Annotated in this window: 9 protein-coding genes; 4 read left to right on the forward strand and 5 right to left on the reverse strand. The window is 61.0% G+C overall.

Features of this window, described 5'->3' with window-relative positions:
* Nucleotides 1-154: 154 nt before the first annotated feature.
* From XX99_RS10670 to XX99_RS10690, 5 genes are all read right to left on the reverse strand, one after another.
* Nucleotides 155-2632 carry an ABC transporter permease gene (locus XX99_RS10670; RefSeq protein WP_231581269.1) on the reverse strand — a complete coding sequence of 826 codons (2478 nt, stop codon included), beginning with the start codon at nt 2630-2632 and terminating at the stop codon, nt 155-157.
* Nucleotides 2633-2688: 56 nt separating this feature from the next.
* Nucleotides 2689-5193 carry an ABC transporter permease gene (locus XX99_RS10675; RefSeq protein ID WP_050059400.1) on the reverse strand — a complete coding sequence of 835 codons (2505 nt, stop codon included), beginning with the start codon at nt 5191-5193 and terminating at the stop codon, nt 2689-2691.
* A 53-nt stretch (nt 5194-5246) separates the two neighbouring features.
* A complete protein-coding gene (locus tag XX99_RS10680) occupies nt 5247-7664 on the reverse strand; it encodes an ABC transporter permease (protein ID WP_050059401.1) in 2418 nt (805 codons plus the stop codon).
* 74 nt (nt 7665-7738) lie between these two features.
* Nucleotides 7739-10162, reverse strand: a complete 2424-nt coding sequence (locus XX99_RS10685; protein WP_050059402.1) for an ABC transporter permease — start codon at nt 10160-10162, stop codon at nt 7739-7741.
* A gap of 183 nt (nt 10163-10345) precedes the next feature.
* Nucleotides 10346-10654, reverse strand: a complete 309-nt coding sequence (locus XX99_RS10690) for a hypothetical protein (RefSeq protein ID WP_050059403.1) — start codon at nt 10652-10654, stop codon at nt 10346-10348.
* 219 nt (nt 10655-10873) lie between these two features.
* Here XX99_RS10690 and XX99_RS10695 point away from each other — a divergent pair, with 219 nt between their 5' ends.
* The 4 genes from XX99_RS10695 to XX99_RS10710 all read left to right on the forward strand — a co-directional run bounded on the left by XX99_RS10695 (nt 10874) and on the right by XX99_RS10710 (nt 13584).
* On the forward strand, nt 10874-11104 hold the full coding sequence (locus XX99_RS10695; RefSeq protein ID WP_231581270.1) for a FeoA family protein: 231 nt from the start codon (nt 10874-10876) through the stop codon (nt 11102-11104).
* Nucleotides 11104-12987, forward strand: coding sequence for a ferrous iron transport protein B (feoB, locus tag XX99_RS10700; protein ID WP_050059405.1), 1884 nt, complete (start codon nt 11104-11106; stop codon nt 12985-12987). The genes XX99_RS10695 and feoB overlap by 1 nt, the downstream gene beginning before the upstream one ends.
* A 71-nt stretch (nt 12988-13058) precedes the next feature.
* A complete protein-coding gene (locus XX99_RS10705; protein WP_050059406.1) occupies nt 13059-13259 on the forward strand; it encodes a hypothetical protein in 201 nt (66 codons plus the stop codon).
* A complete protein-coding gene (locus tag XX99_RS10710) occupies nt 13246-13584 on the forward strand; it encodes a type II toxin-antitoxin system PemK/MazF family toxin (RefSeq protein ID WP_050059407.1) in 339 nt (112 codons plus the stop codon). Before XX99_RS10705 ends, XX99_RS10710 begins: the two co-directional genes overlap by 14 nt.
* The last annotated feature ends 51 nt before the right edge of the window (nt 13585-13635 follow it).

Below are 13635 nucleotides of genomic sequence, written 5' to 3' on the forward strand. Positions count from 1 at the left end.
AGATACTGATTCAGCTACCCATGCGTAGGCGCACTCGCCCCATATCATCAATCCACGAGGCGAGCTATAAGTCTTATTTATAAGGAACGCAGGCCAGCCGGTTTTTGATGGGACTACTCCGGCTGGATCAAACTGATTCACTTACATATAAGGACTATTCCACTCGCAAAGTTGTTGCGGGATCGATGCGCATGATGCGCGCAGCGGGCAGGATGGTTGCGATCAGGGCAACGAAGGCCAGCAGGAGAGGAGCTCCCAGTAGCGTCACGGGATCGTAGACGCCTACGCCGTAGATCTCGCTTCGCAGAACACGCAGCGCCGCGAAGGACAGGCTCATGCCGACAACAAGTCCCAGGCCTGCAGCCAGCAGGCCGGAAAGACTGATCTGCGCCATCGCGCGTACCGCTGACGATCCCAAGGCCATGCGGATGCCGATCTCCCGCGTGCGCTGCAGAACGAGATTCGACACCAGCGAGTAAATTCCGACGGCAGAGAGGAGCAGTGCCAATCCGGCCAGCACGCTGAGAAGCAGCACTTCCACGCGCTGCATCTGCAGCTCCTGCTTCATGAGGTCATCCATGGAATAGAAGCCGGAGAAAGGCAGGTTGGGATCGGCGTCAGCCATCGCCTGCTGCATCTCACCGGCGATTCCCGCCACTTGGCTGCGAGTGCGGACGATCCAGGAGGGCTGAAACCATGTGTGCGCTGCCAGCAGTGCCTCCGTTGGAAATTGCTCCACCGGCACATAGAAGACCGGCTCGGTGCCAAGCGGCCCGACCGGACTCATGCCGGACGCCTTTGCCACATCGCCAACCACGCCTATGATCGTGAACCGCGGATTGCCGCCCTTCGAGCCCATCAGAAGACCGATGTGGCGGCCCAAAACGTCACTGGTTCCAAAAAACTTCTTTGCGAAGGAAACATTGACGATGATCACGGGCTCACTCGCTGCGGAATCGCTATCGAGAATATCTCGGCCGGAGAGCAGCGGGATGCGGAATGCGGAAAGATATCCGGGAGTGACGTAGACCAGGCTCGTTCCGCTCTCTGCGCCGGCATGTTTTCCGTCGAGGACGCGGATACCCCAGTTGAGTCCGCGCTCATAAGGCACGCTCAGACCTACGGCAGCTGCTTCGACACCGGGAATTTGGCGCATCACGGTGAGGCTCTTCTTCAGGAGAGCTTGAAACGCCGCAGGAGTTTTATAGCGCGCGTCATCGAGAGAGGCCTTGGCAGTCATTACATTCTGCGAATCGAAGCCTGGAGGCATGGTTTCAAGATGCGCCAACGTGCGGACAAGCAAACCTGCGGCTGCAACCAGCACCACAGTCAAAGCCACTTCCGCGACGATGAGAGCGCGGCGAAGAGATCCGGTGCCGCCCGCAATGGAATGGCTGTTCGATGCGATGGACGAACGAAGATCCACGCGTCGCGTCGCCAGGGCGGGCAGTGCGCCGAACAACAGCGTGGTGAGAAAGGTTGCGGCTGCAGTGAAGCACAGCACGCGTCCATCAATTGAGAGTCCTCCCATCGGGATCAGATTGGGTGGCAGGAAGTTCTGCAGCCCTTGCAGAATGATCGCGGCGAACATCAGCCCGGTGAGCGCGCCGAATACAGCGGGCAGCAGGTTTTCGATCCAAAGCTGGCGCAGCAGCGCAGCACGCGTTGCCCCCAGCGCCATGCGCGTGGCGATCTCCTGGGTGCGGCGCGAGATGCGCACCATGGCTAATCCTGCGAGATTGGCGCAGGCTATGAGCAGGATGAAGCTTACCGCCAGCATGAGCACCAGGACTTTCGGCTTGCTCTGGCTGCCCATGGATCGCTGGAGAGGCTGCGCATAGATCCACGCCTTCGCCGATTTCGATTGGTTATCGGGATGGGCCTCAATGCGTGACAGCTGCGCCGCGGCCTGCTCCCAGGTCGCGCCAGGTTTCAATCGCATGAGGATGCCGCAATCATGGCCTCCACATGCTCCTTCGCCGTCACCTGGCTGGAGCGAGGTCCACAGGTCGCTGCCCGCTTGTGGTGTGACAGTGTTGGCAGGCAGCACACCAACCACGGTGTACGGCGCGCCCTTCACCTCGATTGACTTGCCTAGGATGCCAGGGTCGCCGCGGAAGGTCGATTGCCAGAGGTCATTGCTTAGGATGACGGCCTTTGCACCGCCAACGCGGCTTTCCTCCTCGAGAAAGTCGCGGCCTAAGAGCGGACGTATCCCCAACACTTCGAAGTAGTGTGCCGTGACGGCGGTCGCGTGAACGAAACGAACCGCGCCTCCGCTATCTACGCCGGCTTCGAGGTTCACGCCGCCTTGCGTCGCATCGACTTGCCCCTCATAGGCAGCGGCTGTGACCGCTGGAACTTGCTCCCGCACCATGCGCCAGTCGTAGGTGCCGTGGCTATCGTCTTCGTCAATCCAGTGGCGGCCGTTGTCGGCGCCCTCAGCGTGCGTGAAGAGCGCAGCAATCCGATCAGGCTGCGGGTAAGGCAGGCGCCGCAGCAGAAAGCCATCCACCATGCTGAAGACGGCGGTATTGACGCCGATGCCCAAGGCCAGAGTAACCACTACCGCGAGCGCAAAGCCCGGGCTCCGATGCAACTGCCGCACGCCATATCTGAAATCGTTCAGCATACTCGTCTCCATCACAGTTACATCTTTAAGAAGCCTATCGCAGAGATTGTCTAGGCCTACTCGCTGCGCAAAGCCTTCATCGGTTCTATATTGGCAGCCCGTCGCGCCGGCAGCGATGCCGCGACGACGGCGACCACGGCAATCAGGCTCATGGCGAGCAGGAAGACCATAGGGTCAGCGTTGGACACATTGAAGAGCTGGCTCTTGAGCAGCCGTGTGGCCAGCAGCGCCAGAGGAATCGTCACCGCAATGCTGATCCCCGCCAGCTTCAATACATCGCGCAGCACAAGTTTCACGATGCCGGCCCGATCCGCGCCCAGAGCCATGCGCACGCCGATCTCGCGGGTGCGCTGTGCGGTGGCATACGCGAGCACGCCATACAGTCCGATGCCGGCAAGCAGTGTGGCCAACGCGCCGAAGCTCACCGCGAGCAAGCCGATCATGCGGTCGTCGCTGATGTTCTCTTCGATTTTCTCGTCCATCGTGGCTAGGTTATCCGCAACCAACTTGGTATCGATCCTGGCTAAGGTGCGGCGAACTTCGCCGATCGCCATCTCGGGAGACTGATAAGTCCGCAGGTAATAACTGGTTCCCGAAAGCGGTGTGTCCTGGGCGAAAGGCGAATACATCGTTTCTTTCACCTGATCCTTCATGCCGCGATGAATGTAGTTGCGCGCCACGCCCACAATCTGCAGATCGTACTTGACGCCGTTGCCTCCGCCCGAGCCCAGCATTCGCCCGAGTGCTTGCTGCGGAGTGCCGAAGAAGCGTTTGGCGAGCGCCTCGTTGATTACGACTACCTTGGGGTGGGCAGCGTCGTCGGTCTCATTGAATTCACGGCCAGCCAACATCGGAACCTTCAGCGTGGCGAAGTAGCCGGGAGTGACGATGGGCACCTCGACATGCGTGTCCTCGTCTTCGCGCGCGGTGTAGCCCTGGATGCTGATGTTCGAGCCCTCGCCGTTGTCGGCCAACTCGGGATCGTCGGTCGCGGCCACGCTTACGACTCCCGGTATGCCGGCCAGTTGTTCGCGAATATTTTTGTGCAGCGGCAACAGGGCGTTGGCGGGATATCCGGAGAGGTTGGGATTAACCCCGAAGGTGATCAGATGATCGGTCGCGAATCCTACATCGACGTTATGAAGATTCTTGAGCGTCCGCACGAACAGGCCGGAGCAGACCAGCAGCAGCAGGCTCAATCCAATCTGCAGTCCGACGGTGATGCGCCGGAAGGTGAGGCTTCCGCCGGTGCTTGCCGCACTTTGCTGCTTCATCTGGCCGACCAGGTCCGGCTTCCACAATTGCAATGCGGGCGCGAGCGCGAACAAGAGGCTCACGCCGAGGGCGACAGCAAAGTTGAAGGCCAGCACGCGGTCGTCGACGCTGGTGGAGAACGGCGGCTGGCCCGCACCGCTGGTCATCCTACTGACCAAGATGCGGGTGGCAATCGGGACCAAAATCAAACCGACGACGCCGCCTAACACGCCGAGCAAAAGTCCTTCGATGAGCAGTTGCCGGATAACCCTCCCGCGTGGCGCGCCCAACGAATAACGCATCGAAAATTCACGCAAGCGGCTTGCCGAGCGCACCAGCACCAGGCTCGCCACATTGACGGCGGCCATCAACACCACCAGCACCACCATGCCCATGACGACGAGCAAGGGCGTGCGGAGGCTGTCGCGCGAATAGGAAAATCCCCTGGAGCCGTCATTCACCAGCAAGTGGCTGTTGGTGACAAAACCATCCACGAAGCGCTTGGATGTGGAACCCATTGACAGCAGCTCTGCGGCACGCAGCGAATGCCATAGCGGGGCGATCGCGACCTGCGCCTGTTCCCGCGTCTCGCCAGACTTGAGGCGCCCCAGGATGTTCAGCCAGCGCGAGCGGTGATTGTCGAGATCGTCCCAGTTCGGGGTGACGATCGGCTTCATGGTCATGGGCACGAAGATGTCGGCGGGCGATCCCCAGATCGCGCTGTCGAAGCCGGGAGATGCGACGCCGAGAATCTGAAAAGGATGTCCGTTCACGGCAATGGTCTGCCCGATCACGCGCGAGTCTTCGCCCAGATGATTTTTCCAGTAGTCGAAGCTGAGGACGACAACCGGATTTCCATTCTTTGACACGTCGTCGGCCTGCACGAGAAGTCGTCCCGCTGCGGGCTTCACGCCCAGGACATCGAAGTAGTTGCCGCTCACCAGCTCGGCTTCGACCAGATCGGAGCGCTCGTGCCATACGACTCCGGCTTCTGTTTGCAACATGGCGATCAGACCGTCGAAGACCCTGTTCTGGTCGCGCAGATCTTTGTACATGGGGTAAGAGAAGTAAGCTCCCTCGTCTCCGCCATTGTTGGAGGTGCGGCCGTTCCAGGCCTTGCCGGTGTTTTCGAGCAACACCAGCTGCTGTGGCTCGCGCACGGGCAGTGCGCGCAGAAGCGCCTGATCCAGCAGAGAGAAAATCGAGGTATTCGCGCCGATGCCAAGGGCCAGAGTCAGCACCGCGGTCAGGGTGAATCCGGGCGATTTGCGCAACTGCCTCAGAGCAAACTTCAGGTCATCCAACATATTCGTCACTCCGAATTTCAAATGGTTTTGCAGCAGCCTGTGAGCACGAGCTGCTACTCGCTGCGCAATGCCTCGATGGGGTCGACCGATGCTGCTCTCCGTGCCGGAATCCATGCAGCTATGAGCGCGGACAGAGCCATCAGCAGCGGGACGGCACAAAATGTAACTGGATCGATCACATTTACTCCAAAGAGAAAGCTGCGCAGAGACTGCGCTGCGATGGCGGAGGCCGCGAGTCCGATAAGGCAGCCGCCGGATGCGAGCAGCAAGCTCTGCTTCATCACGCCGGCCATGATCTGTCTTCTCTGCGCGCCGAGCGCGAGCCGGATGCCGATCTCACGAGTCCGCCAGCTTACGATGTATGCGATCAGGCTGTAGACGCCGATCACACCGATCAGCACGGCGAGCGCGCCGAAGCCGAGAAGCAGATAGGTTAGCGAACGCGATGCGGAGTCGGAGATCTCGACCACTTCCTCCATGCTGCGCACTCGCGTCACCGGGACCAGGGGATCGATGCTCGCCACGGCCTCGCGGAGCGAAGCCGCCGCATCCTGTACACCGGCACGCGAGCGCATCAGCACATACATGGCCGGCTGTTCGTTCGCCGGAGTGATGGGCAGATATACCTCGTCGCCCAAGTCGTCAGCCAGGCTGCCTTCGTGCGTGTTGCTCACAACTCCCACGACGATTGCGCCCATGCTGACATTCCATATTCCCGGCTGGGCCTCATCGCGCACGTTGTTGATGTGCCTGCCAAGCGGGTCTTGGTGCGGCCACAGGATCTCGGCCATGTGCTGACTGATGACGACGGCGCGGCTTGCTCCGGAGGCATCCTGATCGTCAAGCAGGCGTCCTCGCAAGAGCCGCATGCCCATGGTGGCGAAGTAGCCGGGAGAGACAGTTCGCGCCGTGGCCTGCATGGCCTCCTGGCGCGCGTCTCGGGGATGCCCTTCGGCATCGTAGACATAGTTGTCCGCGAGACCGGTGAGCGGCAGCGAATCGCTGAGAGCGACGCCCTGGTTTCCGGCAACGCCGTGCAACTGATTCAAGAGCGTATCGAAGAAAGCCTGGCAGCGGCCCTGCTGTGCGCATGCCGTCGAATCCAACGAAACTTCCGCCGTCATCAGGTTGCCGGTTTGGAAGCCCGGATCGACACGCGACAGTCGATACAAACTATGCAGCATCAGGCCCGCCGCAGTAATGACCATGACCGACAGGCCGATCTGTCCCATCACCAGCAGCATCGCGGTGCGGAACTGCGACGCTTTTCCCGCCACGCTGCGGCTGCCCGAGCGCAGTGAATCCTGCAGATCGGGCGAAGTCATTTTCAGCGCAGGCACCAGTCCGAACAGGAGGCCAGCGAGGAGCGACGCTGCACCGGCGAATAAGAAGACATGCCAGTGCAAGCCGAGATTTGTCATCCGCGGAGTATCGGAAGGAAGGATGCGCGCCAGCAGCCTCAGGCCGCCGGTTGCGGCGAGAAGTCCCACCGCTCCGGCCAGCGCACCCAGCAGCACGCTTTCGGCGAGGAACTGTCGCATCAGACGCCACGCCGATGCGCCGAGCGCTCCGCGAATTGCGATCTCGCGCTCGCGACCCGCAGCCCGGGCCAGCATCAGATTGGCCACGTTGGCGCACGCGATCAGCAGGATGAGCCCCACCGCGGCAAATAACAGCAGCAGGCGCGGACGCACATCGCCGACCAGCGAATCGAGCAGCGGAACTACAGTTGTCTTCGCTTCCCACTCGCTCGGCATCCGCCAGGGAAAGAGCGGCAGCAGCAGCGGATGCAACCGGTTCAGCTCGGCCTGGGCTTGCTGCGTCGTCACGCCGTCTTTCAATCGCCCCAATGCGCGTAGATCGAAGATTCGCCATGGATCGATAGTATCGCCGCCCTTGAAGGCGACGGGCGTGACAAACTGCGTTTCGGAATACGGGAAGTGAACCCCTTCGGGCATTACGCCGACAATTCGCCGCGAGATTCCATCGACGCGGATGGTCTGTCCTACCGCGCTCGGATCGGAGCCGAAGTGCTGCCTCCAGTATCCATTGCTGATGACGATGACCTGGTCCTGACCGGCAGCAGACTCGTCCGGCAGAAAGAATCGTCCGATGGCAGGATGGATTCCGAGCGTGTCGAATATGTTGGCTGTAACCTCCGCTCCGAAGACGCGCTCAGATGCGCCGCTGCCGGCTATATTCGACTCTGCGCTGGGGCCGTATCCGCCGATGGAAGCAATACCATTCGCGCGGCGTCCCAGCTCCCTCACCCAGCCCTTGGGGAAGATCCCCGAGATGCGCACCAGACGGTCCTGCTGCGGATAAGGCAGCGGACGGAGCATGATGGAATCCACCAGAGAAAAGATTGCGATGTTCGCGCCGATGCCAAGCGCCAGCGTGAGCACCGCGGTGATGGCGAACGCCGGGGAGCGCTTGAGTTGTCGCAGAGCAAATTTAAAATCCAGCCACATGGTTGCCGCTCCTGCCTCTTGGGATTCTTCGTGCCCGCACTTTTACGGCGCAGTCTTCTCGCCAGAATTGCGACTTACTGATCGCGCATGGCCTGCACCGGATCGATCAAAGAGGCCACGCGCACGGGCAGCCAGCTGGCGGCCAGCGCGATTCCGAAAATTGTGACGGGAATGGTTACAAATATCGCGAGGTCGCCCGGATGCACTCCATAGAAGAGGCTGGCCGCCAGCCGGGCCAGGCCCGCGGCCATCACCACGCCGGCAGCGATGCCGATCGCCGCCAGCCTTCCAGCACGGCCGAGAAACATTCGCGATACATCGCCGCGGCGTGCTCCAAAGGTGAAGCGTATGCCGATTTCGCGCCGGCGTTCGCCTACCAGGTTGGCCATCACGCCGAAGATGCCGATCGCCGCCAGCAGCAAGGCAATCGCCGCATCGACGCCCAGCATGGAGGCAACGTACATGAGCCCGGTGAGGGCCTCGCGGATATAGCCGTCATAGGTCTGCATCGCATCGAGCGGCAGCGTGGCGTCGATGGCCGCCAGCGATTTACGCACCGCGGGAGCCAACGCCAGAGGATCGCCTTCGGCCACCACCACATACTTCGTTCCCGTGGGAGGAATCTGCGCGGAGTTCAGATAGATGGCAAGAGATCCGGACGGATTCGTCCAGTCATAGCCGAGGTTCTCGGCCACACCCACAATCGTCATCCATGGCTCGTCGGAGTGGCGCGACGCGCCCATCCTGATGCGGTGCCCCAGCGCCGTGGTGCCGGGGAAATACTGTGCGGCGAAAGAGCGGCTCACAATCGCGACCGGCGCGGCAGTCAATCCATCGCTCTCCCGAAATGTGCGGCCTTCTGCCAGCGGGATGTGCAGCGCGTCGAAGTATCCGCCGCTGACGGAAAGGCGCGCGGCGCTTTGGGATTTCCCGGGGATCAGTGCCCGGTTGTCGATCCGGAAGTCGTCCTGCCAGGTGCCGTCGTTGCCTTCCGGCAGATAGGTAGCGAGCGCGGCGGTCTTCACTCCCGGCAGCGCGCGAATCCGGCTGAGACTGTCTGCGTACCATGCCGCTTGCTTGGCCGGTGTGTTGTAGCGCTCCACGGGCAATTGCCCCTGGAAGGTGAGAACCTGCTTCGGATCATGAACGTCGGCGATGTGCAGCATGGCCCACATGCCTTTAGCCATCAACGCAGCGCCGATGACCAGAGCCACGGCCAGTGCAATCTGGCACACGGCAAAGATATTCCGCAGCCGGTGCGCGCTCCCCGAGCCGGTGGAGGTGCGTCCGCCAGATTTCAACTGGTCGACCAGATTCACGCGCAGAGCTTCGAGTGCGGGTGCTACTCCGGAGACGATGCCCGCGACGACGGCCAAGACTATGGAGAGAGCTAGAGCGCGTCCATTCAAGGAGACGTGTCCCCAACCGGCGACGTAGCGAGCCACGCGCTCGGGCATGAATGCGAGGCAGATCTGGAGATCGAGCTTTGCCAGCAACAGCCCTGCAGCGGCTCCGGCCACTCCCAGCAACACGCTCTCTGCCAGCAGCTGGCGCAGCAGCCGGAGGCGCTTAGCTCCGAGAGCAGTTCGCAGCGCCATTTCGTTGCGGCGTCCCAGCCCGCGAGCGAATTGCAGATTGGCGATATTCGCGCACACGATCAGCAGCACGAAGCCGGTCGCGCCAAGAACCATCCGGAAATAAAGCGGGGTCAGCGTGCCGCTCACAGCGACCAGCAGCGGTGTGACCTTCACTCCCCACCCCAGGTTGGTCGCCGGATAGGCCTTAGCCAGGCGCACGGCGATTCCCTGCAGCTCCGCCTGGGCCTGGGCAACCGTCACACCCGAGCGCAGCCGCCCCACCACCTGGTAGTCATGCGCGCTGCGGTTCAGCCTTTGATCGGCGGCCGGAGCGAAGGGCACGAACATATCCGCTTCGGAGGGATAGGCCAGGGTGCGCGGCATGACGCCGACCACTGTGTATGCGCGCTCGTTGATCTGAATGCTCCGGCCCACGATGCCGGCGTCGCCGCCAAACTGGCGCTGCCAGAAGCTGAAGCTCAGCACCGCCTCGGCGTCGCGGCCGGGTTGCGCTTCGTCGGCACGAAAGACGCGGCCCATGATGGGTGTTGCGCGCAGGACCTGAAAGAAATTGGTGGACACTTCGGCTGCATCGATATGCGTCGCGCCGCCGGCCTCGGTCAGGCTCATCGCACGATTCGCGCGTACCGCCAAGTCTTCAAAAGAGCGGCTTTGAGCACCCCAGTCCTGATAGTTCGCGAGGGTGACCCATTGGCCGTCGGCGCGATCCTGAGCCTCTTCTTCCACGGTAACGACGTGGCTCATGTCCGGCACGGCGAGCGGGTGGAGCACGAGAGCATCCATGAAGCTGAAAACGGCCGTGTTCAGGCCGATGCCGAGCGCGAGCGTGAGGATCGCGGTGATGGCAAATCCGGGCGACTTCCGCAGCTGCCGCAGTGCGAATTTCAGGTCTGCATACATATGGCACTTCTCCGAGTGGGGACCTCAGCGGGATGGAAGCAATCCCGTGCCCAATTGGTCAGTGCGCGTAAGCACCTGAAACCGCGTGAATTAAGGCGCATTCAGAGCGGGAAGGATGTCCGCCCGCGACAAAAACTGTTCAGAACTGAACAGCAATTGAGGCGCCGGGCTCCTGGAACTGCCTTATTTCGGATCGGATCGCGAAGACGCCAGCAAGGTGCTTACGATTTCATCCCACTCGCTTTCAAGCGACAGCCGGGAATGCGGTTTTCGCGCCTGGCCATACCAGTAGCCGGCGTTGCCTTCGTCGCCTTCCTTGCGGTGCAGGTAAGCATGCACCCAGGCCCCATCGGCTGAGGAAACCTCCTGCGCGATGTTGTGAGCGCGGTGCCAGTCCCCTTTGCCGTCCCACCACATCGCGGCGAGAAGCGAGACGATGCCCGCCGGCGGCTGAGCTTCGTGCAGCGAGATGCGGAAGTCTTCGAGGGTCACGCCTGCATTGTATCTATGCGGGTATATAAGGTGCCGGACGAAGGAGTTCTGCCTACGAAGTTGAAAAAGAGACATTTTAATTACCTGGGTGTGCGTTACCGGAGCTCAAACTACGAGCGAAGTGGTCGCCATTGCGTTATGATGAAAAAAGTTAGTGAAAACATCTGGCGATCGCCTTGAACAGTGCGGCGAATCCCAGTTGGAAGAGCTTTGAGAGCATTGAGCGATTTGGAAATCGGCAGGGTAGCCATCGTGGAAACGCTGGAAATGCCGGACGAGATGGGGCATCACCTGATGCACATGGGCTTCGTGCCCGATGCGCGGGTAATCGTCATCCGCCGCGCACCGGCCGGCGATCCGACGGTTTACGCGATCGATGGCTTTGAAATTGCCCTGCGCCGCGAGACCGCGCAATCCATTAAGGTCCGCCCGCTCGAGGAAGGCTCCTGATGAGTGACTGCTGTGTCACCGAAACCATCGATATCCAGGTAGAGCCGCGCGTTCCGGGAAAGATCCGGACGGTCGCTCTGGTTGGTCCGCCGAATTCCGGCAAGTCCACGCTTTTCAATCGTTTGACAGGGCTGCGCCAGAAGGTTGCCAACTATCCGGGCGTGACTGTCGAGCAGCATGTGGGAAAGCTGAGCGGCATCGGCCGCAGCGATCTGCTGCTGATCGACCTGCCTGGCATCTACAGCCTGGAGTCGTTTTCGGAAGATGCCCGCGTGGCCGTCGACGTCCTCCGCGGCCGGATGCCTGGAACCCCGGAGCCGGACGCCGTTCTGCTGGTTCTGGATTCCCTGCACCTGCGGCGCCAGCTGATGCTGGCTGCCTCCATCCTTTCGCTCGGCCTGCCTACCCTGATCCTGCTCAACATGAGCGATCTGATGGAGACGCGCGGCGGCGAGGTGGATACTCTGGCGCTGGCCCAGGAGCTGGGCGCGCCGGTAGCAAAAATCAGCGCCTCACGCGGCACCGGTCTGGACGCGATCACGCACTTTCTCGACCGCAAGAGCGAGCCCGATGTACCGCGCAATGCCGGCCGGCTTGAATTGCCGGTGATGGGAAACGCGCGCTCCTATCGCCAGTGGGCGACAGGAATCAGCACCCGCACAAAATATAAGGCTCCGCTTTCCTCCGAGTGGACGCGCAAGCTTGACCGCCTGCTCCTGCACCGCATCGTGGGTCCGCTGCTCTTTTTGGCCGTGGTCATCACCGTCTTTCAGGTGGTCTTCTCGGTCGGACAGCCGCTCAGCGATGGCTTCGGTGACTTTCTGAACCGCGCGGGGGATAAGGTCGGAGTGTTTCTAGGCCATGGATGGCTCGAATCCCTGGTCATCGACGGCGTCTGGAAGGGTGTGGCGTCGGTGCTGGTCTTCCTGCCGCAAATCCTTCTGCTCTTCCTGTTTATTGGAGTTCTGGAGGACTCGGGCTACCTGGCGCGCGCGGCCCTGATTGCGGATCGCGTCATGCGCTCGATCGGGCTGAACGGCAAGGCTTTTATTCCTCTGCTCTCGGCCTACGCCTGCGCGGTGCCGGCGATCATGGCCACCCGCACCATCGAGAATAAGCGCGACCGCTTCGCGACAATCCTGGTTGCGCCCTTCATGACCTGCTCGGCGCGGCTGCCCATCTATTTATTGATGATCGCGGCGTTCATTCCAAATAAGCCCATCATTGGCGGCCTGCTTGGCATGCGCGCGGCGGTAATGCTGTCGCTCTACCTGCTGGGATTCCTGGCGGCGCTGGCGACGGCGCGGCTGCTCAAGTCATCGATTCTGAAGACATCGTCGGCGCCGTTCATCCTGGAGCTGCCGCAGTATCGGCTGCCTACCTTGCGATCCCTTGGCCTGCGCGTCTTCGATCGCGGCAAGGTCTTTCTGAAGCAGGCAGGCACCATCATTCTGGCCGTCACGCTGGTTCTCTGGGTTCTCAGCCATGTACCGTTTCACTCCACGCTTCCGGATAGCGTGATCGGCCGTGTGGGGCACTGGATCGAGCCGGTGATTCGTCCGCTGGGCTTCAACTGGAAGATCGGCATCGGACTGCTCAGCTCGATCGTCGCCCGCGAGGTGATTGTCGGAACGCTGGGAACGCTTTACGGAGCCGACTCGACCGGCCTGCAAGTGGCGTTGCACCACGACCTGACCCTGGGCGGCGCGATGGCGCTGGTCGTCTTCTTCGCCTTCGCCATGCAATGCACCTCGACGCTGGCTATCGTGCGGCGGGAGACGAACAGCTGGAAGTGGCCGGCCCTGCAGTTCGCCTATATGAGCGTGCTGGCGTACGTGGCCGCGCTCGCGACGAATCTTCTGGTTACGCATCTTTTCCTGTAATCAAACGCGGGATAACCTCGGCCGTTACCACATGACGTTCGCTGTAAACTATGAATTCGGTTTAAGACGCTATGTCTCAGAGCCAACGCAATCTCGCTGAAGAAATCGAGACCCTCAGCTCCGACGAGCGGGCAGAGGTTGAACGATTTCTTGACACCCTGATGTTCCGGAATCAAGAGCGTGTAACCGCCCGAATCGCAACATCGGTGAGTGAGCCGGCCTTCGAAAAGATCTGGAGCAATCCCGAAGACGACATCTATGACGCCCTATGACTTCGGCGATGTAGTGCTCGTTCCATTTCCTTTCACGAATCAACAGGCCTTTAAGAAACGTCCAGCCGTAATCGTGAGCAACCGGTCCTATAACCTGGCAAAGCCGGATGTCATCATTATGGCCATCACGAGCCAGATCCGCCCCAATCCTGCGGCTGGCGATTTCCAGCTCACCCACTGGCAAAATGCTGGTTTGCTCAAGCCTTCTGCTATCAAGCCAATCTTCGCGACACTCGAACGGCAGCTCATCCTTACGAAACTAGGCGCCCTCGACCCACAAGATCAGTCGGCGCTCCGCATCACGATTTCATCCATTCTGGGATAGGCCAAACACATCATCTATAGCGAAATCCCAGCTACAATAAGAGTGGAAGTT

Origin of the sequence: Silvibacterium bohemicum (assembly GCF_001006305.1) — a bacterium.
GTDB lineage: Bacteria > Acidobacteriota > Terriglobia > Terriglobales > Acidobacteriaceae > Silvibacterium > Silvibacterium bohemicum.